Annotated in this window: 22 protein-coding genes; 11 read left to right on the forward strand and 11 right to left on the reverse strand. The window is 66.9% G+C overall.

All coding sequences use genetic code 11. The features are described from left to right. Positions 1 to 30: 30 nt before the first annotated feature. The gene (gene gatA / locus H7F16_RS02685; protein WP_185795998.1) at positions 31 to 1,509 is read right to left on the reverse strand and encodes an Asp-tRNA(Asn)/Glu-tRNA(Gln) amidotransferase subunit GatA; all 1,479 of its coding nucleotides are present in this window, start codon (positions 1,507 to 1,509) and stop codon (positions 31 to 33) included. Next, positions 1,506 to 1,793 (reverse strand): Asp-tRNA(Asn)/Glu-tRNA(Gln) amidotransferase subunit GatC, encoded by a 288-nt coding sequence (gene gatC / locus H7F16_RS02690; RefSeq protein ID WP_185795999.1) that lies wholly within the window; start codon positions 1,791 to 1,793, stop codon positions 1,506 to 1,508. The genes gatA and gatC overlap by 4 nt, the downstream gene beginning before the upstream one ends. Before the next feature lie 122 nt (positions 1,794 to 1,915). Here gatC and H7F16_RS02695 point away from each other — a divergent pair, with 122 nt between their 5' ends. Together H7F16_RS02695 and H7F16_RS02700 are read left to right on the forward strand one after the other, a co-directional pair. Next, a complete protein-coding gene (locus H7F16_RS02695) occupies positions 1,916 to 2,596 on the forward strand; it encodes a metal-dependent hydrolase (protein ID WP_185796000.1) in 681 nt (226 codons plus the stop codon). Between the two features lie 208 nt (positions 2,597 to 2,804). Further along, positions 2,805 to 3,803: an NAD-dependent epimerase/dehydratase family protein gene (locus tag H7F16_RS02700; protein ID WP_185796001.1), complete on the forward strand. Its 999-nt coding sequence runs from the start codon at positions 2,805 to 2,807 to the stop codon at positions 3,801 to 3,803. A 366-nt stretch (positions 3,804 to 4,169) separates the two neighbouring features. Here H7F16_RS02700 and H7F16_RS02705 read toward each other — a convergent pair whose 3' ends face one another. Further along, positions 4,170 to 4,658, reverse strand: a complete 489-nt coding sequence (locus H7F16_RS02705; RefSeq protein WP_185796002.1) for a pyridoxamine 5'-phosphate oxidase family protein — start codon at positions 4,656 to 4,658, stop codon at positions 4,170 to 4,172. A gap of 65 nt (positions 4,659 to 4,723) precedes the next feature. Further along, entirely contained in the window at positions 4,724 to 5,710 is a 987-nt protein-coding gene (locus H7F16_RS02710; protein ID WP_185796003.1) for a 2-hydroxyacid dehydrogenase, read from the reverse strand. A 164-nt stretch (positions 5,711 to 5,874) separates the two neighbouring features. Here H7F16_RS02710 and H7F16_RS02715 point away from each other — a divergent pair, with 164 nt between their 5' ends. The 7 genes from H7F16_RS02715 to H7F16_RS02745 all read left to right on the forward strand — a co-directional run bounded on the left by H7F16_RS02715 (position 5,875) and on the right by H7F16_RS02745 (position 14,113). Further along, complete coding sequence (locus H7F16_RS02715) at positions 5,875 to 6,540, forward strand: SH3 domain-containing protein (protein ID WP_241741149.1); 666 nt, start codon at positions 5,875 to 5,877, stop codon at positions 6,538 to 6,540. A gap of 168 nt (positions 6,541 to 6,708) precedes the next feature. After that, the gene (locus H7F16_RS02720; protein WP_185796004.1) at positions 6,709 to 7,611 is read left to right on the forward strand and encodes a cation diffusion facilitator family transporter; all 903 of its coding nucleotides are present in this window, start codon (positions 6,709 to 6,711) and stop codon (positions 7,609 to 7,611) included. 105 nt (positions 7,612 to 7,716) lie between these two features. Next, the gene (locus H7F16_RS02725) at positions 7,717 to 8,364 is read left to right on the forward strand and encodes a TetR/AcrR family transcriptional regulator (RefSeq protein WP_185796005.1); all 648 of its coding nucleotides are present in this window, start codon (positions 7,717 to 7,719) and stop codon (positions 8,362 to 8,364) included. Positions 8,365 to 8,440: 76 nt separating this feature from the next. After that, the gene (locus H7F16_RS02730; RefSeq protein WP_185796006.1) at positions 8,441 to 9,625 is read left to right on the forward strand and encodes a pyridoxal phosphate-dependent aminotransferase; all 1,185 of its coding nucleotides are present in this window, start codon (positions 8,441 to 8,443) and stop codon (positions 9,623 to 9,625) included. Continuing rightward, complete coding sequence (locus H7F16_RS02735) at positions 9,622 to 11,199, forward strand: 5-guanidino-2-oxopentanoate decarboxylase (RefSeq protein WP_185796007.1); 1,578 nt, start codon at positions 9,622 to 9,624, stop codon at positions 11,197 to 11,199. The genes H7F16_RS02730 and H7F16_RS02735 overlap by 4 nt, the downstream gene beginning before the upstream one ends. Before the next feature lie 150 nt (positions 11,200 to 11,349). Beyond that, a complete protein-coding gene (locus tag H7F16_RS02740) occupies positions 11,350 to 12,714 on the forward strand; it encodes an aspartate aminotransferase family protein (protein ID WP_185796008.1) in 1,365 nt (454 codons plus the stop codon). Positions 12,715 to 12,718: 4 nt separating this feature from the next. Further along, a complete protein-coding gene (locus H7F16_RS02745; protein WP_185796009.1) occupies positions 12,719 to 14,113 on the forward strand; it encodes a glutamine synthetase family protein in 1,395 nt (464 codons plus the stop codon). 355 nt (positions 14,114 to 14,468) lie between these two features. On the opposite strand, the gene H7F16_RS02750 is transcribed toward H7F16_RS02745, so the two are convergent. Next, positions 14,469 to 15,089: a response regulator transcription factor gene (locus H7F16_RS02750; RefSeq protein WP_185796010.1), complete on the reverse strand. Its 621-nt coding sequence runs from the start codon at positions 15,087 to 15,089 to the stop codon at positions 14,469 to 14,471. Positions 15,090 to 15,233: 144 nt separating this feature from the next. Here H7F16_RS02750 and H7F16_RS02755 point away from each other — a divergent pair, with 144 nt between their 5' ends. Further along, positions 15,234 to 17,855 carry a hybrid sensor histidine kinase/response regulator gene (locus tag H7F16_RS02755; protein WP_185796011.1) on the forward strand — a complete coding sequence of 874 codons (2,622 nt, stop codon included), beginning with the start codon at positions 15,234 to 15,236 and terminating at the stop codon, positions 17,853 to 17,855. Here the strand turns inward: H7F16_RS02755 and H7F16_RS02760 are convergent. From H7F16_RS02760 to H7F16_RS02785, 6 genes are all read right to left on the reverse strand, one after another. After that, positions 17,825 to 18,607: a sirohydrochlorin chelatase gene (locus tag H7F16_RS02760; protein ID WP_185796012.1), complete on the reverse strand. Its 783-nt coding sequence runs from the start codon at positions 18,605 to 18,607 to the stop codon at positions 17,825 to 17,827. The two genes, H7F16_RS02755 and H7F16_RS02760, sit on opposite strands and share 31 nt — an antisense overlap. A gap of 73 nt (positions 18,608 to 18,680) precedes the next feature. Then, on the reverse strand, positions 18,681 to 19,610 hold the full coding sequence (locus tag H7F16_RS02765) for a LysR family transcriptional regulator (RefSeq protein ID WP_185796013.1): 930 nt from the start codon (positions 19,608 to 19,610) through the stop codon (positions 18,681 to 18,683). An 82-nt stretch (positions 19,611 to 19,692) separates the two neighbouring features. Then, positions 19,693 to 20,370 carry a DUF1028 domain-containing protein gene (locus H7F16_RS02770; RefSeq protein WP_185796014.1) on the reverse strand — a complete coding sequence of 226 codons (678 nt, stop codon included), beginning with the start codon at positions 20,368 to 20,370 and terminating at the stop codon, positions 19,693 to 19,695. Positions 20,371 to 20,492: 122 nt separating this feature from the next. Beyond that, positions 20,493 to 20,906: a RidA family protein gene (locus H7F16_RS02775; RefSeq protein ID WP_185796015.1), complete on the reverse strand. Its 414-nt coding sequence runs from the start codon at positions 20,904 to 20,906 to the stop codon at positions 20,493 to 20,495. 100 nt (positions 20,907 to 21,006) lie between these two features. Further along, positions 21,007 to 22,164: an aromatic ring-hydroxylating oxygenase subunit alpha gene (locus H7F16_RS02780; protein WP_185796016.1), complete on the reverse strand. Its 1,158-nt coding sequence runs from the start codon at positions 22,162 to 22,164 to the stop codon at positions 21,007 to 21,009. A 201-nt stretch (positions 22,165 to 22,365) separates the two neighbouring features. After that, on the reverse strand, positions 22,366 to 23,280 hold the full coding sequence (locus tag H7F16_RS02785; protein WP_185796017.1) for a LysR family transcriptional regulator: 915 nt from the start codon (positions 23,278 to 23,280) through the stop codon (positions 22,366 to 22,368). A 140-nt stretch (positions 23,281 to 23,420) separates the two neighbouring features. On the opposite strand from H7F16_RS02785, the gene chvE reads away from it, so the two are divergent. Beyond that, complete coding sequence (gene chvE, locus H7F16_RS02790; RefSeq protein ID WP_185796018.1) at positions 23,421 to 24,497, forward strand: multiple monosaccharide ABC transporter substrate-binding protein; 1,077 nt, start codon at positions 23,421 to 23,423, stop codon at positions 24,495 to 24,497. Position 24,498: the final 1 nt, after the last annotated feature.

Consider the following 24,498-nt stretch of genomic DNA (forward strand, 5'->3'; position numbering starts at 1 on the left):
TGCCTCGGTTCCGTTTCTTGGCTTGCGCCATTACCACCATTTGCCCGGCTTTGCCACAAAGCCCGCCGCGCGTTCCAGCACATAGGCGTGATTGAGCAGATCGCCTTCTTCCCAGGGCCGCCCGATCAGTTGCAGCCCCATCGGCAAGCCCTTGGCATCCAGACCCACCGGAACCGAAACGCCCGGAAGGCCCGCAAGGTTCACCGTGACGGTGAAAACATCGTTCAGATACATCTCGACCGGATCGGCGCTTGCCATTTCGCCCAGACCGAAGGCGCTGGACGGCGTGGCGGGGGTCAGGATCGCGTCGACCCCGTTGGCGAAGGCAAGTTCGAAGTCGCGCTTGATGAGCGCCCGCACCTTGCGCGCGCGGTTGTAATAGGCGTCGTAGAAGCCCGCCGACAGAACATAGGTGCCGACCATGATGCGGCGCTGCACCTCGGGGCCGAAGCCTTCGGCGCGGGTCTTTTCATACATCTCGGTGATGCCGTCGCCCGCGGAAAGCGTGGCGCGGTGCCCGTAGCGCACGCCGTCATAGCGGGCGAGGTTGGACGAGGCTTCGGCCGGGGCGATCACGTAATAGGCGGGCAGCGCGTATTTCGTGTGCGGCAGCGAGATGTCGACGATTTCGGCGCCGGCATCGCGAAGCATCTCGGCCCCGTTGTGCCACAGCGTCTCGATCTCGGCGGGCATGCCGTCCATGCGGTATTCTTTCGGGATGCCGATCTTCTTGCCACGGATGTCGCCGGTCAGCGCGGCCTCGAAATCAGGCACGGCAAGATCGGCGGAGGTGGAATCCTTCGGGTCGTGCCCCGACATGGCGGCAAGGAAGATCGCCGCGTCCCGCACCGATTTCGTCATCGGGCCGGCCTGATCGAGCGACGAGGCGAAGGCCACCACGCCCCAGCGGCTGACGCGCCCGTAGGTCGGCTTGATGCCGACGATGCCGGTAAAGGCGGCAGGCTGGCGGATCGACCCGCCCGTGTCGGTTCCCGTGGCGCCAAGGCAGAGGTCCGCCGCCACCGCCGCCGCCGACCCGCCCGACGACCCGCCGGGTGTCAGCTTGCGGTCGTCGACCTTCCACGGGTTCACCGCATTGCCGTAGCAGCTCGTCTCGTTCGAGGAGCCCATCGCAAACTCGTCCATGTTGAGCTTGCCCAGCATGACCGCGCCCGCATCGAAAAGCCTGGTGGTCACGGTCGATTCATATTCGGGCCGGAAGCCGCGCAGGATGTTGGATGCGGCCTGCGACGGCACGCCCTTGGTGCAGAACAGGTCCTTGATCCCGAGCGGAATGCCGCACAGATCGGGGGCCGCGCCCGCCTTGAGCCGCGCATCCGCCGCGCGCGCCTGATCCAGCGCGATATCGGGTGTCTTGTGGACGAAAGCGCCCAGCGTGTCGGCGGCGTCGATGGCCGTAAGGCAGGACATGGTCAGATCGACCGCCGAAATCTCGCCCTTGCGCAGCGCGTCGCGCGCCGCGGCGATGGTCCATGTGTTCGCGTTCATTCCACCACCTTCGGCACGGCAAAGAAACCTTCGCGCGCATCGGGCGCGTTCTTGAGGATTTGCGACTGGATGTTGCCATCGGTCACCACATCGGCCCGCCGCTTCAGGCGCATCGGCGTGACCGAGGTCATCGGCTCGATGCCCGTGACGTCGACCTCGTTCAACTGCTCCATGAAGGTCACGATGTCGTTGAGCTGGCCTGCCAGTTTGGGCAGGTCGGCTTCCTCGACGCGGATGCGTGCCAGCTTGGCCACCCGCCGTGCGGTTTCGATGTCGATGGACATGTCGCGCTCCGAATTTTCCTTCGCCCGTTTAGCCCCCGCCCCGCAACCCCGCAAGACCCGCCGCGCCATTCCCTTTCGTGCCGGGCGGGCTAAAACAGTCGTCAGGCATCAAGGAGGATGAAATGCAGATCACCTGGCTCGGCCATTCCGGCTTTCGCATCGAGGTCGAGGGCGCGACGTTGCTGATCGACCCGTGGCTGTCGGGCAACCCCATGTTTCCCGCCGACCGGCGCGCCGAGGCGATCAGGGGCGCAACCCATGTGTTGCTGACCCACGGGCACGGCGACCATTCGGGCGATGTCGCGGCCATCTGCAAGGAGCTGGATGTCCCGCTTGTCGCCATCTACGACCTTGCCGCGCATTTCGAAAAGACCGAAGGGCTGAAGATCGTCGGCTTCAACAAGGGCGGCACGGTCGATCTGGACGGGGCCAAGGTCACGCTGGTCAATGCCTGCCATTCGTCGAGCCTTGGCGCAGTGCCGGTGGGGTCAGAATGCGGCTTCATGATCGCGGGGGGCGGGCATACGGTCTATGTCTCGGGCGATACCGACATCATGGCCGATATGGAGTGGATGGGCGATTACCACAAACCCGATATCGGCATCCTGTCGGCGGGCGGGCATTACACGATGTGCATGGCGCGCGCGACCTATGCCGCGAAACGCTATTTCGATTTCAAGACCGTGATTCCCTGCCACTACCGCACCTTTGGCGCGCTGGAGCAGAACGCGCAGGTGATGCGCGACGGGCTGCCCGGCGTGAAGGTGATCGAACCCGAGGTGATGGTGGCCATCGCCCTGTGATGCGACAGGGGGCGGCGCGGCCGTGGCGGGGGGCTTGCCCCCCCTTGCGGTGCTTGCGCCACGGGCTGCGGCTTGCGGGCCGCCGCCCCGCCCCCCGCGGGGTGTTCCGGCCCTGCGGACAGGCATAATCGCGAAGGGCCGTCGCTCTTTGGGTTGACCTGCCCCCTTTTGTTGCGCGACTTGGGCGCGACAGGACTGGAGGGTTGGAATGGCGAAGCGTGCTTTGGTGACGGGATCGGCGGGTTTCATCGGCTATCACCTGTGCGCCCGCCTGCTTTCCGAGGGTTGGCAGGTCGTCGGACTGGACGGCATGACCACCTATTACGACGTGCGCCTGAAAGCGCGGCGCCATGCGATGCTGTCGCAGAATCCGGGCTTTCGCGCCGTCGAAGGGCTGGTCGAGACCGCAGGTCTGGTGCGCGAGCTGGCCGAGGGGGCGGATGCGATCATCCATCTGGCCGCACAGGCGGGGGTCCGCTATTCGATCGACGCGCCCCGGTCCTATGTCGAGGCGAACCTGATCGGCACCTTCGAGGTGCTCGAGGCCGCGCGGGCGACGAAACCGGCGCATCTGCTGATGGCATCGACCTCGTCCGTCTACGGGGCGAATACCGAAATGCCCTATGCCGAGGTCCACAAGGCCGACAGCCCGATGTCCTTTTATGCCGCGACGAAGAAGGCGACCGAGGCGATGGGCCATTCCTATGCCCATCTTTACGACATTCCGACCACCATGTTCCGGTTCTTTACGGTCTACGGCCCCTGGGGGCGGCCGGACATGGCGCTGTTCAAATTCGTCAAGGCGATCCTGTCGGGCGAGCCGATCGACATCTACAACCACGGCGACATGCGGCGGGATTTCACCTATGTCGATGATCTGGTGACGGGGATCGTCCGGCTGGTCGGCGTGCCTCCGGCGGGCGGGGCGGCGGGGCCGATGGACAGCCTGTCGCCCGTCGCGCCCTTCCGGATCGTGAATATCGGCAACGGTGCGCCGGTGGGGTTGATGGATTTCGTGCTGGCCATCGAGACCGCGCTGGGGCGCAAGGCGGAAAAGCGCTTCCTGCCGATGCAGGCGGGGGACGTGCCGGCGACATGGGCCGATGCCAGCCTGATCGAGGCGCTGACAGGGCCGCTGCCCCGCACCGGAATAGACGAAGGGGTCGCCCGTTTCGTCGCGTGGTATCGGGATTTCTACGGGGTCTAGGGCGCATGAAAACGGTGCGCAGCGAGTGCGCACCCTACCGGAACGCGGGTTGGTCGTTTTTCCATGCAGCTTGGTGGCGGGCGCGGCGTAGGGTGCGCAGGCGTTGCGCACCGTTTCGCGACCGCCGGTTGGGCGTTTTTCCGTGCAGCTTGGCGGCGGGCGCGGCGTAGGGTGCGCAGGCGTTGCGCACCGTTTCGCGACCGCCGGTTGGGCGTTTTTCCGTGCAGCTTGGCGGCGGGTTCGGCGTAGGGTGCGCAGCGAGTGCGCACCGTTTCGCGACCGCCGGTTGGGCGTTTTTCCGTGCAGCTTGGCGGCGTTGCGCACCGTTTCGCGACCGGCGGTGCAACGCCTGCGCGCGCTTCGGGGTCAGTGCAGCGGTCCCTTGGTCACATGGCCCTTGACGTCCGGCTTCGGGTCGCGCCCGAGGAGCATTTGCAGCCCCGCGAAGAGACCGGAGCCGTTCTTCCAGATTTCGGCGCGCGACGGGTCGAAGCGCAGAAGGAGAAGGTTCTTGTCGTCCCTGCCTTGGGGATACCATGCCGCGATGAAGGGGTTCCACAGCCGTTCGACCACGGCCGGATCGCTGTGGGGCGAGATGAGGCCGTGGACGGTGGCGAACAGGGCGTGGTCGCTGGCGGCGAAGGTGAAGAAGGCCGGAGCGGTCGCGGTGACTTTGGCGCCGAGTTCGGTGTCCTTTCCGGTGAAAATCCAGATAGGGCCGTGATCATGTTCGCCTTCGGTGATGGCGGTCATCGGACGCGGGGCGGCGCTGCCCCCTTCGAGCCCGAGCATGACGGTGCGGTCGGAGTGCAGCGCGCGCCAGAAGCCGGCACGGAGTTCACGGTCGTCGGTCATAGGCATCTTCCTTTGGTTGGCAGAGGAAGAAGCCGCCGGGGCGGGATCGGGTTCCCGCCGCGCGTTTACAGCATTCCGGGCACGACCTGATCGGGGGGGCGGTGGCCATCGGCGAAGGTCTTGATGTTGATGATGACCTTTTCGCCCATCTCGACCCGCCCCTCGCGCGTGGCCGACCCCATGTGGGGCAGCAGGACCACGTTGGGCAGCTCGCGCAGGCGGGGGTTTATCTCGGCCCCGCGTTCGTAGACATCAAGCCCCGCTCCAGCGAGTTCGCCCGCCCTGAGCATCCGTGTCAGGGCGTTTTCGTCGATCACCTCGCCGCGCGAGGTGTTCACGATCACGGCCGAAGGTTTCATCAGCTTGAGCCGCCGCGCGTTCATCAGATGGAAGGTCGAGGGCGTGTGCGGGCAGTTCACGCTGATGACATCCATGCGCGACACCATCTGGTCGAGGCTTTCCCAATAGGTGGCCTCGAGTTCGGTCTCGACCTCGGCGCGGACGCGGCGGCGGTTGTGGTAGTGGACCTGCATGCCGAAGGCGCGGGCGCGTTTTGCGACCGCCTGCCCGATGCGCCCCATGCCGAGGATGCCAAGCCGTTTGCCGCCGATCCGCCCGCCCAGCAGCGAAAGCGGCGACCAGCCGTGCCATTCGCCCGATTGCATCAGGGCCAGCCCTTCGGGAATGCGGCGGGTCACCGCCAGCACCAGCGCCATCGCCATGTCGGCGGTATCCTCGGTCAGCACGCCGGGGGTGTTCGAGACGAGAATCCCGCGCGAGCGGGCGGTGCCGACGTCGATATGGTCGACCCCTGCGCCGTAATTGGCGATGAGTTTCAGCTTGTCGCCCGCCTGCGCCAGCAATCCGGCGTCGATCTGGTCGGTGATGGTGGGCACCAGAACATCGGCGCGGCGCAGGGCTGCGGCAAGTTCGTCGCGGGTCATGGCATCGTCGGTGTCGCGCAGGTCGACGTCGAACAATTCCTTCATCCGGGTTTCGACAACTTCGGGCAACCGTCGCGTCACGACAACACTCAGCCTCGATGCGGGCATGAGCTTCCTCCCTTGCACTTCCAAATCGCGTTCATGAATGGCAAAGTGGCGGGAAGCGGGGAAAGGCACAAGTCCCCGCCGCAAGGCACAGGCCGCAAGAGCCTGGCAAACATGGCAGGCCGCCGGATCGAACCGGCGCGGGGCTTCGGGCACAGGCGGACAGAATGAGAATTATGCAGGCAGTGGCGCTTGTGGTGACACTCGGCTTGATCGGGGTGGCCGCCGCGGAAGAGCTTGGCAGCAAGCGTCCGGCACCGCGCCCCGAAAGCCTGACGGCGACCGGCGAGAGCGCGGCCCCGCTTCCCTCGGCCGAGGCAGGGGCGGCCAAACCCGCGCCCGCCCTTGCCGCGCCCAAGCCCCAGCCCGCCGTGGCGAAACCGCGCGTTCCGCCGCGCGATCCGACGCGGGGGACCGTCACCAACCTGCCCCTGCCGCGCTATGTCAGCCTGAAGGGGAACGAGGGCAACGCCCGGCGCGGCCCCGGCCTGACGCACCGGATCGACTGGGTGTTCACCCGTGCCGGAATGCCGCTGCGGATCACCGCCGAATACGAACACTGGCGCCGGGTGGAAGATGCCGAAGGTGCGGGCGGCTGGGTGCATTACTCGCTGCTGTCGGGCGTGCGATCGGCCCTTGTGGCGCAGGATCTGGCCGATTTCCGCGATGGCCCCAGCGACGATGCCGCTGTTCTGTTCCAGGCGGAACGCAATGTCGTCGGCTGGATACAGGAATGCGAGCCGGAGTGGTGCCGTCTGTCCATCGATGGCGAAAAGGGGTGGGTCCGCAAGACCGCGCTTTGGGGTGTCGATGCGGGCGAAGTGATCGAGTGACAGGCCCTGAGGCGAAGCGGGCAAGGCCGGCAGCGGGTGGCTGAGGAACGGGCCGCGCGCGACGGGATTGCGCCGCCCGCGCGCTTTGCGAGACGGTCTCACTTGCCCCCGAGGCCCGCGATGCGCTAGCCCCGAAAGTCTTGACAGGACCAATGTCGGACACAGCGGATGAGCCTTGACCAATCCTCGCGCATGAACCTTTCCGCCGCTTTCGCCTCGGTCGTGGTGGCAAGTGTGCTTGTCATGCTGAAGCTTTGGGCTTTGGGCGAGACCGGCGCGCTGTCTGTCGCGGCCTCGCTTGCCGACAGCGCGATGGACCTGATGATCAGCCTCGGGGCGATGGCGGCGATCTTTTACGCGGCCAAGCCTGCGGACGAGGACCATGCCTTCGGCCATTCCTCGGCCGAGGATCTTGCCGCACTCGGGCAGGCGGTGTTCATCGTCATTTCGGCCAGCGTGATCGCATGGGCGGCGGTTGTGCGGTTGCTCGACCCCGCGCCGGGGCGGATGCAGTCGGAAAGCTCGGGCATGGTGGTGATGACGCTGTCGATCCTGCTGACGCTGGGGCTGGTGCTTTGGCAAGGGCGGGTCGCGGCGCGGACGGGCAACAAGGTCGTCGCGGCGGACCGGTTGCATTATCTGGGCGACCTCTTGCCGAACATCGGGGCCATCGTGTCGCTTTGGGCATCGAAGTCCTTTGGTCTGGCGTCGATCGATTCGGTCGTGGCGCTGGGGGCGGCGGCGATGCTGGTGATGGGGGCCGTGCGGATCGGCAAGGGGGCTTTCGATGCGCTGATGGACCGCCGCGCCGACCCCGACATCGTCGCGGGGATCGGCCGCATCGCGGATGGCTGGCCGGGGGTGCATGGATACCATGACCTGAAAACCCGCACCGCCGGAAGCCGCGTCTTTGTCAACATCCACATCGAGCTTGACGGCGACCAGTCGCTGCGCGAGGCGCATGACATCGGCGCGGGATTGCGGCGCGCGATCCTTGCCGCCTATCCGCAGGCGGATGTGATCGTGCACAAGGATGTGGCCTATCCCGATCCGGACGAGGGAAAGGTCTAGCGCGCCCCGAAACCCCGGCAGCATCCCGCCGGTGCGGGGCACAAGTGGCGTGACAGTTCTTATCCAGTCGTATAATTCATGTGGGATACCGCTTTCCGGACCGCCATGACCGACCACACCGCACATCGACGCCCCTACCGTCGCGAGGCCGAAGAAAAGCGGCGCGACGACCTGATCGCGGCAGCGATCGCCCTTGTCTCCGAGGGCGGGGCCGAGGCGGCGACCGTGCGTGCCATCGCAGACCGCGCGGGGGTGACGCCGGGCCTGATCCGGCATTACTTTGCCACCAAGGACGATCTGACCCAGACCGCCTATCGTCTGGTGATGGAGCGCATGACGCAAAGCGCCGTCGAGGCCCTGTCGGGCGCTGCGCCCGATGACCCCGTGGGGCGGCTTGCGGCCTTTGTCGCCGCGAATTTCCGTGCCCCCGTTCTGGACCCCGTCAATCTTTCGGTCTGGGCGGCCTATCTGCACCGGTCGCGCAACGACCCCACGATCAACGCGGTCCACCAGACCACCTATCTGGCCTATCGTGACCAGTTGCAGACCTTGATCGCCGCCTTGCCCGGCCGCCCGGTTGACGCCGAGAAGGACAGGCGCGACGCCATCTCGTGCAACGCGCTGATCGACGGGCTCTGGATCGAGGGCGCGGCCCTGCCCGACGCCTTTCGCCGTGGCGAGGTGGCGCGGATCGCGCTTGATGCCATCGGCGCGATCCTGCGCCACCCGCTGCCGTCGCCGCCCGATATCTGACGGCGACCGGACCGCCCCCCCTGCCGCCCTCCCCTACCGACACCCTCCTGCCGACCGACCGACCAAAGGAAGCCCCATGCGCTACGCCCCCGTGACAGAACACCTTGCCGGATTGGGCAGCGAGAAATGGGCCGTCCATGTGCGCGCCCGCAAGATGAAGGCCGCGGGCGATGCGGTGATCGAGCTGACCATCGGCGAACCCGACGTGCCGACGCCGCCCGCGCTGATGGAAGCGGCGGCGCAGGCGATGCTTTCGGGGCGCACCGGCTATTCCAACGGGCGGGGCGAGCCTGCGCTGCTGCGCGCGCTGTCGGCCCGTTACAGCGCGCGGCGCGGGCGGACCATCGGGACCGACCAGATCATGTGTTTCCCCGGCACACAGACTACGCTTTACGCCGTGCTGCATGCCCTTTGCGCCGACGGGGACGAGGTGCTGCTGGGCGATCCGATGTATGCCACCTATGAAGGGCTGGTCCGTTCGACGGGGGCGAGGGTCGTGCCCGTGCCGCTGCGCCCCGAAGCGGGGTTCCGCATGCAGGCCGCCGATGTCGAGGCGCGCATCACCCCGCGCACGCGGGTTCTGATGCTGAACTCGCCGCACAACCCGACGGGGGCGGTGCTTGACCACGGCGACCTGCGCGCCCTGTGCGAGGTTGCGGCAAAGCACGATCTGTGGGTGCTTTGCGACGAGGTCTATGAAGAGATGTGTTTTCCCGGCACGACCTTTTGCTCGCCGCTCGACCTGCCCGAATATGCCGAGCGGGTGGTCGTGGCCTCGAGCATCTCGAAATCGCATGCGGCACCCGGATTCCGTTCGGGCTGGTGCGTGGGACCGGCCGAGTTCTGCGCGCGACTGCTGCCGCTTTCGGAAACCATGCTGTTCGGCAACCAGCCCTTCATCGCGGATATGACCGCCGCCGCCGTCTCGGCCCCCTCGCCCGTCGCGGCGGGCATGGTCGAGCGGTTCCAGCGCCGCGCGGCCCTGATGGGGCGGCTGCTCGACGGGGTCGAGGGGCTGCGGGTGCATCAGCCGCAGGCGGGGATGTTCGCGCTGGTCGATGTGCGGGCAACCGGCCTGTCGGGCGACGGGTTCGCCAATGCGTTGCTCGACGCGGCCAAGGTGGCGGTGATGCCCGGCGAAAGTTTTGGCGCCGCGCTTTCGGGCTGGCTGCGTGTCAGCCTGACCCAGCCCGATGCCGTGATCGCCGAAGCCTGCGACCGCATCGCGACCTTTGCCGCGAGCCGCAGGAGTGCCGCATGAGAACCGTCGGACAGGCGCTGGTCGAAGGGTTGCGGCAACGCGGGGTCGAGGTGGTCTTCGGCATTCCGGGTGTGCATACGATCGAACTTTATCGCGGGCTTGCCGGGGGCGGCATCCGCCATGTCACGCCCCGCCACGAACAGGCCGCCGCCTTCATGGCCGACGGCTATGCGCGGGTGTCGGGCAAGCCGGGGGTGGCATTCGTCATCACCGGACCGGGCCTGACCAATGCGCTGACCGCGATGGCGCAGGCGCGGGCGGATTCGGTGCCGATGCTGGTGGTGTCGGGGGTGAACCGTCGCGCCTCGCTGGGCAGGGGAATGGGGCATCTGCACGAATTGCCCGATCAGGCGGGACTGATGGCGCGGCTTTGCCCGACCGAGCGGGTCGAGGACCCTGCCGCGCTTTCGGCGGCGCTCGACCGCGCCTTTGCCCGCATGGCGACGGGGCGTCCGGGTCCGGTGCATATCGAGATACCGACCGATGTGATGGGGCTGGCCTGCCCCGAGCCTGCGCTTGGCGCGGTGGCTGACGCCACGGCCCTGCTGCCCGAGGCGGGCATCGCGCAGGCTGCCGCGATGCTGAACGGCTGCGACCGCGCGGTGATCCTTGCCGGAGGGGGGGCGCGGGGTTGCGATGCGGCGCTGACGGCATTGGCCGAGGCGCTGGACGCGCCGGTCGTGATGACGGTGAACGCACGCGGGATGCTGCACGGGCACGGGCTTGGCGTGCCGGCCTCGCCCTCGCTTGATGCGGTGCGGGGCTTGATCGCGGGGGCGGATCAGGTGCTGGCGCTGGGAACGGAACTTGGCCCGACCGATTACGACATGTACATGCGCGGCGGCCTGCCCGACCTGTCGGGGATGATCCGCGCCGATGTCTGCGCCGATCAGTTGCAGCGCCACCCTTGCGCCCTGCCGGTGCAGGCGACGGTTGCGGCGATGCTGGCTGCGCTGGCCCCGCGCATCACCCCGCGCAAGGGTGACGGGGCCGCCCGCGCGCGGGCCGCACGGGGGGCGGCGCGGGCGGAACTGGCGGGGCTGCACCCGTCGATGCCCGCCCAGTTGGCGATGGTCGAGGCGATCCGAAGCGCCCTGCCCCAAGCCATAATCGTGGGCGATTCCACCCAGCCGGTCTATGCCGCGAACCTGTTCTACGACCATGACCGCGCGGGCGGCTGGTTCAACGCGGCCACGGGCTATGGCGCGCTCGGCTACGGGCTTGGCGCGGCGATCGGCGCGGCCATCGCCGCCCCCGGCACGCCTGTCGTCTGCCTGATCGGCGACGGCGGCCTGCAATTCGACCCGGCCGAGATGCGTGTGGCGGTCGACGAGAACCTGCCCGTCACCTATGTCGTCTGGAACAACGCCGCCTACCGCGAGATCGCCGAGGCCATGCGTGACGCGCAGACCGAGGTGATCGGCTGCTCGCCCTCGCCGCTGAAACTTGGCCATCTTGCGGCCGCCTGCGATCTTGGCTTCGAGAGCGTCGAGAACGCGCCCGAGGCGCTGGCCGCCGCCCTGACCCGCCCGCATCGCGGGCCGAGGCTGGTCGAAGTGCGCGTGACCGACTGAGCGGCTTTCACACTGGCCCAAATATCCTCGGGGGGTGAGCCGAAGGCGAGGGGGGCCGAGGCCCCCCTTTTCTGTCTGGCGAAACTGGCCGCTTCCATTTGATCAAATTCCGCGCCATAAGCTTGGGCCAAGATTTGACGGGTGATCGTGATGACCAAGACCATCGCTGGCGTAAGGGCCGAACGGCTCGACCGGCTTGCCCTGCGCGAGGCGAAACGCTTTGCGTCGGGGCGTCCGCATTCGGCCGCCGCCATGCTGGCGGGAAGCGGGGTGTTCCTGAACGGCGTGCCGATGCACTGGATGACGGATTGGCCGATGCCGCATCTGCCGCTGGTGGCAAGCGCCAAGGGCGCGCGGATCACCGATATCGACGGATACGAGATCGACGATTTCTGTCTGGGCGACACGGGGTCGATGTTCGGCCATTCTCCGAAAGCGGTGGTCAAGGCCATCCGGCATCAGGCCAAGCACGGGCTGACCTATATGCTGCCCACCGAGGATGCGCTGGAAGCGGGGCGTCTGCTCACGCAGGTGTTCGGGGATTTCCGCTGGCAGATCGCGACGACGGCGACCGATGCCAACCGCTTCGCGCTGCGCGTGGCACGGGCCGTGACGGGGCGGGCCAAGGTGCTGGTGTTCAACGGCTGCTATCACGGCACGGTCGATGACACGATGGTGGAATTGCGGGCCGGCCGGACCGAGCCGCGGGCGGGCCTTGTGGGGCAGGTGCAAGACCTGACCAAGGGCGCGGTGGCCTGCGAGTTCAACGATCTGGCCGGTGTCGAGGCCGCGCTGAAGACGGGCGAGATCGCCGCCGTCCTGACCGAACCCGTGATGACCAATTCCTGCATGGTGCTGCCCGAGGCGGGGTTCCTTGACGGGTTGCGCAGCCTGACGCGGCGCTACGGGGCGCTTCTGGTCATCGACGAGACGCATACGCTTTCGACAGGGCTTGGCGGCTATACCGGCGTGCATGGACTGGCCCCCGATATGTTCGTTGTCGGCAAATGCGTGGCAGGCGGCATGCCCACCGCCGTCTGGGGCATGACGCCCGACATCGCCGCGCGGTTCCAGCGCTATGACGCGGGGCGCGAGGCGGGGCATTCCGGCATGGGGACGACCCTCTCGGCCAATCCGATGCAATTCGCCTGCCTGCGCGCCACCCTGTCCGAGGTGATGACGGCGAAGAATTACGCCCGCATGGACAAGGGGGCCGCGCGACTGGTGGCGGGGCTGACCGCCGCGATCGAAAAGCACAAGGCCCCGTGGCACGCGCTGCGCGTGGGCGCGCGGGTCGAGTTCATCTGCGCCAAGGGACCGCTGAAGAACGGGACCGAAGCCGCCGCCGCGCATCAGCCCGCGATCGAGGCGGCGCTGCACACGGCGCTTTTGAACCGTGGCTGCCTGATCGCGCCCTTCCACAACATGATGCTGGTCAGCCCTGCCACGACCAAGCGCCAGATCGACCGGCTGATCGCCGCCTTCGACGAAATCCTGACCGACCTCTTCGAGTGACCCCATGACCGAAACGACCAGCCCTTCGGGCAGCACCGTGGCCGTGGCCGAAGCCTTCCTTGCCGCGCACCCCGAGATCGAGGCCTTCGACATCGTGCTGCATGACGCAAACGGCATCGGGCGCGGCAAGATCATAAGGCGGCACGAATTGCTGCCCTTCTTCAGAAGCGGGCGGCATCTGCCGATCTCGATCCTCGGCCTTGATATCTGCGGCGAGGATGTCCACGAGACGGGGCTGATCTGGGATCAGGGCGATGGCGATTTGCGGGCATGGCCGATCCCCGGTTCCTTGGTGCCGCTGCATGGCACGAACCCGCCGCGCGGCGAGGTGTTCATGTCGATGTATGACCTGAACGGGGCGAAGATGGGATCGGACCCGCGCCATGCGCTTCAGGCACAGGTCGATGCGATGGCGGCCGAGGGGCTTTATCCCTCGGGGGCGTTCGAGCTTGAATTCTTCCTGCTCGACAACCAGCGCGGACCGGATGGCAAGGTGATGCCCGCCCGCGACGTGCTGGACGGGCGGGCAAGCTTCAAGACCGAGGTTTACAGCGTCGACCATCTGCACGGGATGCTGCCGCTGTTTTCCGACATCTATGCGGCGGCGGCCAAGGCGGGGATCAAGGCCGAGACGATGATTTCGGAATATGCCCCCGGCCAATACGAGCTGACCCTGCACTACCGCACCGATGTGATGCAGGCGGCAGATGATCTGATGCGGCTGAAGCGCATCGTGCGCGGGCAGGCGCGGGCGCATGGGGTGACGGCGTGCTTCATGGCCAAACCGGTCGAGAAATATGCCGGATCGGGCATGCATTTCCATGTCTCGCTCTGTGACGCGGCGGGCAAGAACGTGTTTGTCGAGGCGGTCGAGGGGCAATGGTCCGACACCATCCTGCATGCCTTGGGCGGGCTGCGGGCGACGATGGGGGAATCGATGCTCGTCTTTGCGCCGCATGCCAATTCGTGGCGGCGCTTTGCGGCACAAAGCTATGCGCCGGTCAGCCCGACATGGGGGGTGAACAACCGCTCGGTCGCCTTGCGGATTCCGGCGGGCGACATCAGGGCGCGGCGGATCGAGCATCGTCCGGCCGGAGTGGATGCGAACCCCTATCTGGTGGCCGCGACCGTGCTGGCGGGCATCCGCCACGGCATGGCGCAGAAGATCGATCCGGGGCCGGAGACGACCGGAAACGGCTATGCCGAAGCACAGGACGCGCCGCCGATTCCGGTGGACTGGCGCTCGGCCATCGTGGCCGCCGAAGGGTCGGCTTTCCTGAAAGAGGCGTTGGGGACCGAGATGCACCGCACCTTTACCGCGATCAAGGCCGCCGAATATGCCCGCGTGGCGCGGACCGTGAGCGAGGTGGATTTCGACCTCTATCTGCACACCGTCTGACGGGCAGACCTGACGGGGCAGACGATTTTTCTGCGAAAAATCGGGACCTTGCCTGATGCCCCTGCGCAGCCCGCAGGGTGCAGGGCGCGCATTCCGGGCGGGGGCCATGCTGTGCGTTCTGCCGTGACGCCCTGCAGGTTACGGCACGGGGTCTGACGCGGCGGGGCGGCTGGGAGGGTCGCAAGATCGAGTATTTGGGCAAGGATGAAGGGGCAGGTTCCCTTGCGCTTTCATCCTTGCGCAAAATACTCCGGGGGGAGCGGCCAGGGGCCGCAGGGGGGCTGGCCCCCCTGCCCCGCCGGATGCGGGCGCGACAGGGCAAGGCAGGCGGGATTTTTCGCAGAAAAATCGGGGCTCAGTGCATGCCGGAATCGCGGGCGATCATGGCCGCATGCGTGCGGTTCTTGGCCCCCAGTTTGCGCGACAGCGTCTTGACGTGCAGCTTTACCGTCACCTCTTGCAGATCGAGGTCGCGGGCGATTTCCTTGTTCGACTTCCCTTCGCAGATGCCTTTGAGGACATCGGTCTCGCGGCGGGTCAGGCCGGCCAGAACCTGATCGACCGGGGCTTCCTGCATCAAAAGCGAGATCGGGGCGAAAATCTCGCCCGAGGCCATCGTCTGCACGGCGGCGACCATCGCGCGCGATGCGAGGGTTTTCGGAACGAAACCCGCCGCCCCTGCCGCAAGCGCCGCCTCGGCCAGATCGCGATGCGTGGTGCCGGAGATGATGGCGATGGGCAGGTCGAGCTTTGCCGCACGGGCCGCGGCAAGCGCGCGGGCCAGCCCGTCAAGCCCGTTCATGCCGGGCATGGTGTAGTCGAGAAGCACGATGTCGAACACGGTATCGCCCGCGATGGCCTCGAGTGCGGCATCGAGATCGGGCACGGCGCGCACCTCGGCAAAGCCCTCTGCAAGCAGGAAGGCGGCCAAAGTCTCGCGAACGAGATCGTGGTCATCTGCGAGGAGTACCCGCATCGATTGCGGACTGTCTTTACCGGGAAACACGCGATCATCCCATACCTTTGTCTCCATCATTCGATGCAGAACGGGATGGAACGCAAGCCTCTTGTGATCTATCTTTGTAAAAAGGCGTTGGATCAGTGGGCAGGATCGCAGGAAATGACCCAAGACAGTCGGTCCAGGGCCTCCGATGCCATAGCCTCGTTGCGCCTTGCCGGGGCAATCGTGCTTGTCTCTGTCTGCATGATCGCAATCGGGATGCTGGCGCTTGACGTGAAAGACCGTCTCAAGGCGCTGGAACGGGCCAATTCCGACAATACGCAATGGGTCCTTATGCAATCCGAGGTCGAGGTGCTTCGGTTGCAGGGGGCGATCCTGTCGGCGCTGGCTTCGCCGCCGCCCGCCGACATGCCGGCGGCGCTTGACGAGACGCGGCGCTGGTTCAACGTGCTTTACAGCCGTGTGTCCATGCTCGAGCAAAGCTCGATCTACGCGCCGTTGCTGGGCAAGGCCGATTATCAGGACGACCATCACGTCCTGCGCGCCTTTCTTGACGACAACGTCGCGCTGATCGACAGTTCGGACGACAAGCTTCTGGCCGCGCTGCACGATCTGTCGCTGCGCCTGCCGCCGGTGCGCAATGCGGCACGGCAGTTGACGCTGAAGGCGCTGACCGATTTCGCCGCCGTGTCGGACGCCCAGCGCGAATCCATGTCGGACACGCTGGTGCGGCTGGCGATCATGACGGGTGCCTTGTTCCTGTTGCTGGCCGGTGCGGTGATCGTGCTGTCGCGGCTTTACAAGGTGTCCGAGACCCGCGCGGGCGAGTTGCGCAACACGGGCGCGCGTCTGGCGACGATCATCTCGAATTCCGCCGATGGCATCGTGGTGACGGACAAGTCCGGTGCCATCCTCGAATTCAACCCCGCCGCGCAGGCGATCTTCCTGCGGCGGCGCGACGAGGTGGTCGGGGGCAGCGGTCTGGACCTGCTGTTCGCCGACGGGGCCAACGGCAAGCAGGGCCGCGCGCTGGCCGAGGCCATGGCGAAGATGACCGACGGGCGCGAGCCGCTGCGGATGGAAATCGACGCGCTGCGCGGCGACGGCACGACCTTTCCGGCCGAAATCTCGATCGCGCTGTCGCGCCCTGCGGGCGGCAACCTTGTCGTTTCCTTCGTGCGCGACATCTCGGACCGGCGCAAGGCGCAGCGCGACCTGACCGACGCGCTGGATCGCGCGCTGGCGGGCGAGAAGGCCAAGGCAGAGTTCCTCGCCGTGATGAGCCACGAGATGCGCACGCCGCTGAACGGGCTGATCGGGTCGATGGACCTTTTGGGCCAGACCGGGCTGAACGAGGAACAGCGCGAGTTGCTGTCGGTGATGGAAACCTCGGGCGACATCCTGCTTGGCCATGTCAATTCCGTGCTGGACATCAGCAAGGCCGAGGCGGGGGCGATCCAGATCGTCGAGGACCGCTTCGATCTGGACCGGCTGATCGACGACACCGTGTCGAACCAGACCGGCCTTGCCGCATCGCGCGGCACGACGATCAACGTCGTCCGTGCGAGCGGCCCCTTGGGCGAGGTCACCGGCGATGCGGGGCGGATCCGGCAGATCTTGCTGAACCTTGTCGGCAATGCGGTGAAGTTCACCAAGGACGGGACCATTACCGTCGAGACCGAAATTCTGGCCGAGCGCGATGCGGGGACCGGACGCAATATCTACGAATTCCGCGTGATCGACAGCGGAATCGGCATTTCCGAAGCGAACCTGTCGCGGATCTTCGAGGATTTCGTGACGGTCGATGCCAGCTACGGCCGGTCGCAGGGCGGCACCGGCCTTGGCCTTGGCATCGCGCGGCGGCTGGCGCAGGCGATGGGGGGCAACATCGGAGCCGAAAGCGAGGAAGGCGAAGGCAGCCTGTTCTGGCTGCGCCTGCCCCTTGCCGCGCCCGTGGGCGAGGCACCGGCGGAAGCGTCGCGCGACACGCGTCTGCGCGGTGACCAGCAAGCCCCGCAGGGCAAGCCGCTGAACGTGCTTGTTGTCGAGGACAACGAGATCAACCGCTTCCTGTTGCGCCGCTATCTGGAAGCTGCGGGCCATACGGTGACCGAGGCGGTCGACGGGTTGAACGGGGTCGAAGTGGCGCAAGGCGCGGCCTTTGACGCGATCCTGATGGATATTTCCATGCCGCGTATGGACGGAGTCGAGGCGACCACGCGCATCCGCGCTTCGGGCGGGCCATCGGCCAAGGCGCGCATCCTTGCCCTGACCGCCCATGCCCTGCCCGAAGAGCAGCAGCGGTTCCGCAGCGTCGGCATGGAGACGGGGCTGACCAAACCTGTCGACCGTGTGGCCCTGCTGCGCAGCCTTGCCGCCGGAACGGGGACCGAGATCGCGGTCGAGACCGGCGCCGTGGCCGAGGACGATGTGCTCAATCTGGCGAGCCTGCGGGAACTGGTCGAACAGATCGGGCAGGAGATGGCCGCCACCCTGATCCAGCGGCTGGTCGAAGAGGGCGAGGGCATGGTCGGGCGTATCCTGACGCTTGCCGCCCCGGCGCATGACGCGGAAGTGGCGCGGATCGCGCATCAACTGGCCGGAACCTCGGGCACCTTCGGCACCACCAAGCTGCGCCATGTGCTGAGCGGGATCGAACAGGCGATCAAGCAGGGGGACCGCGACGCCCTGCACAGGAACCGCAGCGCCCTTCCCGAGATCTGGCAGGCGTCGCGGACCGCGCTGGAAGCTCAGGTCGCGCTGATGGAAAGCGTGGCCTGAGCCGCCGCCCTGCGCAAGGCATCGGCGATAAGCGATGGCACGCGCGGGTCAAGACCGACAGGTTCAAGCAAGCGGCCGCGAAACCCCGCCTCGTGCAGGGCTTCGGGAAGGTCGTCGACGACATGCCCGCCCTTTGCGGCGAAGAAGGGCAGGACAAGCGCCCCTTCCGAGAAGCCTGCCGCCGCCTCGGCGATGCGCGGGGACTGGTCGATGAAGGCGGCCTCGACACGGCCAAAGCCCGATGCGGCGATGCGTGCGGCCATCGCATTTGCCACCTTGGCCGGAGCGGGGCTGCGGAACGAGCCATGCGCGGCCAGCAGCAGCTCGGCATCTGCCGGGGCCACGCCTGTCGCTGCCGCCGCCTCATGCGCGAGGGTGACGGTCAGGCGTTGCACGGCGTCGTCGATGCCGAAGGGGTCTAGCACCTGCCACGCGCCTCCGCCCGCTTCGGCCAACCGCTTGGGCAGGTGGTCGCGGGTGAACCAGCCGTCGGCCATGAAAAGCGGATAGGCAAAGCCCCCCGCCGCTTCGCCCGCCGCTGCTTCGCCCCCCGCTGCTTCGCCACTAGCGGCCCCGACCTGCACCGCCCGTGCCACCGCTTCGGCCAAGGCCCCCTCGGTCGCGAGGGTGGCAGAGGCCACATGCCAGTCGGGCATGAGCGCCTGCACGCGGGCGGCGAGGGCGGCGATTTCCGCCTCGGCCGGGGCCGGATCGGAGGGTTGGCCGTGCGAGATGATCAGGGCTGCGGGCATGGGATATCCTTTGTCAGCCCATCTATGCGCGCCGTGGCCCGCGTCAAGTTGCGGCGCGTAGGGCGTGACCGCGTCATGTGCGGGGCGAGGTCAGGCCGGGCAAGGCGCTTTCGGTGACGGTGGCGCGGCAATGCGCGACAAAGGCGGCCACGGTCCGGCGCTGCGCGGCCCCTGCGGCAAGGATCAACCCCATGCGCATCGGCGGCAGATCGGTCTCGATCGGCACAAAGACCAGCCGGCTGCCATCGGGCGCGCGGTCGGACCCGAGACGGATGTTGGCGATGGAATAGCCGAACCCGTTGGCCACCATCGCCCGCATCACGCCCATATCCCGCGTGCGCTCGGCGATGTCGGGTTTCGGGCCTGCGAAGAGCGACAGGAAATAATCGGCACTGTAGGGCAGGTCGAGCAGCACCATCGGATGGGGCGCCAGTTCGGATGCGGTGACGCTGGCACGGGTGGCCAAGGGATGATCCGCCGCCAGCAGGGCATAGGGTGGCAGGGCGAGAAGCGGAACAAAGGTCAGGTCGGGCGGGACCTGCATGTCATAGGACAGCGCCGCGTCAAGACGGGCGTGGCGCAGCGCGTCGATCAGGGCGGCGTGGTCATGTTCGGATTGCCGGAAGTCGACCTGCGGGTAGGCATCGGCAAAGCTGCGGCGCAGGCGGGGCAGGACGACCTGCGCAAAGGTGAGCAGGCAGCCGACCGAGAGCGCCCCGCTCACGGCGCCGGTCAGTTCCGCGGCACGGTCGCCAAGGGCGGCGGCCGCTTGCAGCAGATGGCGCGCCTCGGCCACCAGCTCGCGCCCGCCTTCGGTAAGCGACAGGCCCTGCGCATGGCGGCGGATGAACAGCGGCAGGCCGAATTCGGCCTCGAGCTGGCCGATGGCGGCCGAGATGGAGGGCGACGAGACGTGCAGCCGTTCGGCGGCAAGCGCGACCGAGCCGCTGTCGGCGACCGCGATCAGATATTCGATCTGGCGAAGGGTAAAGCGAAACGGCATGGCCCAAGGCTAGCGCGGCGGGGCGACGGGGGAAAGGGCGCCGATGCGCGGCCTGCGCCCCGAACGCGGGGGCAGAGCGGCGCTATTCGTCGCCGGGCACGCCGTAACTGGGCGCCTCGCGCGGGTCGCGGGCGCGCTGGATATAGGCGGCCATCTGCGGGGCATAGACCTGCCATGCACGGGCGACGGCCTCGATGGGGCAGCCGTCGTCCACCCAGTCGGCGCGCAATTCCGCGCAGGGCCATGTGTCGGCATCGACCATCAGCAGGCCCGCCGAATGGACGGGACCCGCCTCGCCCCCGGCATCGCGTCCGGCGCGCAGGGCGGCGACCAGACGGTCGCCCAGCGCACCGGTGCTTGCCTCGAAGGCGGCGACCATCGCTTGCGGCACGCCGTCATCGGCCAGAAGGTTCCCGCCCGCCACGCAGTCGCGCCCTTCGGCCGTGTTCCAGACCCCGAGGATGCGGGTGCCGGAATGGGTGGCCGTGTTGCCCTTGGCATCGAGACAGAGAAGCTGGCGGTATTCGGCATGTGCCGCCCCCGCCACCACAGCGGCCATCGCCGCCGCCGCACCGGCCCCCTGCCCCATCGCATCAAGCAGCCTTGGCCCGAGGGTCGGGTCGGTGATGTTCTGCGTCGCGGCCACCCCTACCCCGGCCCGCGCATGGGCGCAGCGCGCCGCGACGGCGGGCGAGGACGACGAGATCACCATGCCGAAGCGCCCCGTATCGGCGCAGCGTGCGAGAAGGGAGAAGGTCATGGACGGGCCTTTGTCATCTGTCGGCGCCTTGCGGCTTTCATACTCGCCCAAATATCCTGCAAGGGGGTCCGGGGGACGGCATACGTCCCCCGGCGTCGGGCATAGAACGGATCAGTCGGGGATCAGTCGGGGATCACGGCGGTGGCGTCGATTTCCACCAGCCAGTCGGGACGGGCAAGGGCCACGACGACAAGGCCGGTGCAGACCGGAAACACGCCTTTGATGTATTCGCCCATCGTGCGGTAGACCGCCTCGCGGTGGCGGACATCGGTCAGGTAGACGACGAGCTTGGTCACATGCTCCATCTTGCCGCCGCATTCCTCGACGAGTTGGCGGATGTTCTGCATCACCTTGTGGGTCTGCTCGACGGGATCGTGGCTGTCGATGTTCTTCGCGGTGTCGAGGTCCTGCGGGCATTGGCCGCGCAGGAAGATCATCGTGCCGCGCGCGACGACCGCCTGGCACAGGTCGTTGTCGAGCTTCTGTTCGGGATAGGTGTCTTTGGTGTTGAACTTGCGGTGGCGGGTATGGGCCATGATGTCCTGCGTTGGGTTCCGTCTGAAAGGGCGCGGCGGGGGTTTTGCACCCCCGCACCCCCGCAGAGTATTTGGGCAAAGATGAACGGGGAAGGCGGGGTCAGGCGAGATCGGGCATCATCTGCGCGATGTAGGTGGCGAATTCGAAGTTGGGCCGTTCGAGATGGCTGAGGGGCCCGGGCGAGGAAAGGCCCGCGCAGAGACCGCGATAGACCTTTTCGGTGCAGCCCTTGTCCTCGATGTTCACCTCGTCCAGCAGGGCCTTGACCGTGGCGATGTGGTCGGGCGCCTGCGGGTCGGCCATCCAGTCGGCGCTCATCCCGCCGCCGAACAGCACCTTGACATGGCCGGCTCCGTCGGGCGTCAGGCTGAGGTACCAGAAATACCCCGGTGTCAGGGTGATCAGCAGCGTCGGATAGATCGCGATGAGCCATGTCACGCGGCGCTGGTCGCCGGTCAGCGTGGTGTTCGAGGGATGCGCCAGAGCCAGCGGAACCGTGTCGTTCTTGACGATCCAGTGGTAGTTGAAGGCGGGCGAGCCTTCGGGGCAGGTCATCAGCGCAAGGTCGCAGCTGCCGCCGATGGTGCCGGAATGGCAGGCGGGAAGGTGGTAGCTTTCCATGAAATTCTCGGCCAGCACCTTCCAGTTGGTGGCCCAGCGGAATTCCTCGCGGAAGGTTTCGGTGTAGCTGGACATGTCGAGGTGACCAACAAGGTCTTCGACGCCCTTTAGACGTTCGTGCGGGTCGGGGGCATCGGGGTTCAGCGTCACGAGAACCCAGCCCAGCCAGTCGACGACGCGGATCTGCGGCAGGGCGATCGCCTCTTTGCAGAAGCCTTCGTTCAGGGTCATGGCCGGCGCGCCGCGCAGGGTGCCGTCGAGGTTGTAGGTCCAGGCGTGGTAGGGGCAGACGATGCTGCGGACATGGCCGCGCCCCTGCAAGAGCGTCGACATGCGGTGACGGCAGACGTTGGACATGCCGCGCAAAGCGCCGTCGCGGTCGCGCAGCACGATCACGGGTTCGCCCGCGATCTCCATCGTCAGATAGTCGCCCGGTTCCTTCAGCGCATCGGCGCGGCCCGCGCAAAGCCAGTCCTTGGCGAAGATATGCTCTTGTTCGGCCTTGGCGAATTCGGGCGAGGTATAGACCGATTTCGGCATGGCGAGCGCGCGTTCGAACGGCGTGGCCACGTTGGCGCGCAGCTCGGCGATGGCGGCGGCGGCTTCTTCGGTCAGGGCGGGGTCGTGCTGGGTCATGGGCTTCTTCCGGCGGGTCGTTACGGGTTGCGGCTGGACAACCGGGGCGTGTGTTCGGGGCATTTCACCCGGCGGAACTATGAAGTCAAACCCGTCGGGATGACAGGGGAAAGCGTGTCGCGGTCCAGACACAGGGCGGACCATCGGCCATGCGGGCAGAGGCTTAAAGAACGATGTTCCGCCGCGCGGCTTCGGCAAAACCTAATCAAGCCCAGCGTCGCCCTGCCCCTGCACGATCATATCGGCCAGACGCCGCGCCACGGGCGTCAGGATCGCGCCGCGACGGGTGAGCAGGCCGAAGGGTTCGACCGTGATGCCAAGGTCGAGCGGCAAGATGACATAGGGCGCGTCGGGGGCAGAGCCGAAGCGGTCGCAGACGGCACGGGCCAAGGGGGCGATGGCGTTGGATTGCTGGATCAGCGCCAGGGTCAGCAGGAAGGACGGCGTGGCAAGCCGCTGCGGCGGTTGCGGCAGGCCGAGGATGCGCAGGCGGGCCAGCACCTCGCGCGTCAGCAGGGCATCGGGGCCAGGCATGACCCAGTCGTAATCCATCAGCTCGATCGGGTCGATTTTGGCCTGCAAGGCAAGGCGATGGCCGCGGCGCACCATCAGGGCGACGGGTTCGCTGTCGATGGGGTCCGAGAGCGTGAGCTGGCCTTCCATGCCGAGGGGCATCCGCCCGATGGCGAAATCGAGCCGTCCGGCCAGAAGTTGCTGGCCCAGAAGATCGGACGGGGCGACGATGGCTTCGGCCGTGACACCCGGCAGGGCGAGGCGGGCCGTGCGCAGCGCGGGCAGCAGGCGGTCGAGCGCGGGGCCGGTGACAGAGCCGATCCGCACATGGCCCGACCCGCCCGAGGCGATTTCAGCGATCTCGCGTTCGGCGTCGCGCAATTCGGTCACCACGCGGCCGGCGCGGCGGGCAAGGGCTTCGCCCATCGCGGTGAGGGTGATGCCGCGCCCCGTGCGCAGATGCACGGGCTGGCCCGAGATCCGCTCGACCTCGGCCAGCAGGCGCGAGGCGGCGGGCTGGGCGATGGAGAGCCGTTCGGCGGCAAGGCCGATCTGTCCGGTTTCGGCCAAGGCATGGAGCAGCCGCAGATGGCTGAGCTTCAAGCCCCTGCGCAGAAGGGAATCTGTTTCAATCATAACATTTCAGCCATGAATTCATCATGAAGCATTCTTTGACGGATATGCCGCGGATTGGCAACTAAAGCCCCACGTGCCGCGGCGGTTCGCGGCAAGGGAGGAACACAATGAAACTTTCCAGAAGGGCGCTTTTCGCGCTCGCAACTGCCGCTGCCGTGATCGGCGCCCCGTCGCTGTCCTTTGCCCAGGACAAGGGCACCATCGGCATCGCCATGCCGACGAAATCTTCGGCCCGCTGGATTTCCGACGGGGAATCGATGGTCAAGCAGTTCGAGGCCGCCGGCTACGCGACCGACCTGCAATATGCCGAGGACGATATCCCGAACCAGCTTGCCCAGATCGAGAACATGATCACCAAGGGTGTGAAGGTTCTGGTCATCGCGGCCATCGACGGCACCACGCTGTCGAACGCGCTGGCGAACGCGCAGGCCTCGGGCATCAAGGTCATCGCCTATGACCGCCTGATCCGCGATTCGGGCGATGTCGACTATTACGCGACCTTCGACAACTTCAAGGTTGGCGTGCAGCAGGCGGAATCGCTGGTGAAGGGCCTGAAAGAGCGCTTCCCCGATGTGAAACCGTGGAACGTCGAACTTTTCGGCGGCTCGCCGGACGACAACAACGCCTTCTTCTTCTACAACGGCGCGATGTCGGTGTTGCAGCCGATGATCGACGCGGGCGATATCGTCATTCCGTCGGGCCAGACCGGCATGGACGTTGTCGGCACGCTGCGTTGGGACGGTGCGGTCGCACAGGCCCGCATGGACAACCTGCTGTCGGCCAACTACGGCGACAAGGCCCTGCATGGCGCGCTGTCGCCCTATGACGGGCTGTCCATCGGCATCCTGTCGTCGGTCAAGGGCGTGGGCTACGGCTCGGGCGATCTGAAGATGCCGATCGTGACCGGTCAGGACTGCGAGGTTCCGTCGATCAAGTCGATCATCGCGGGCGAGCAGTATTCGTCGATCTTCAAGGACACCCGCAATCTGGCCGGCGTGACCGTGAAGATGGTCGACGCGATCCTGCAAGGCGGCGAGCCCGAGATCAACGACACCACGACCTATGACAACGGCGTCAAGGTGGTTCCGTCCTACCTGCTCGAGCCGCAGCCGGTCGATGCGACCAACTACGAAAAGGTTCTCATCACCGATTCGGGTTACTACACGGCCGACCAGCTGAAGTAAG

Source organism: Paragemmobacter straminiformis (genome assembly GCF_014243445.1).
GTDB classification, from domain to species: Bacteria; Pseudomonadota; Alphaproteobacteria; order Rhodobacterales; family Rhodobacteraceae; genus Paragemmobacter; species Paragemmobacter straminiformis.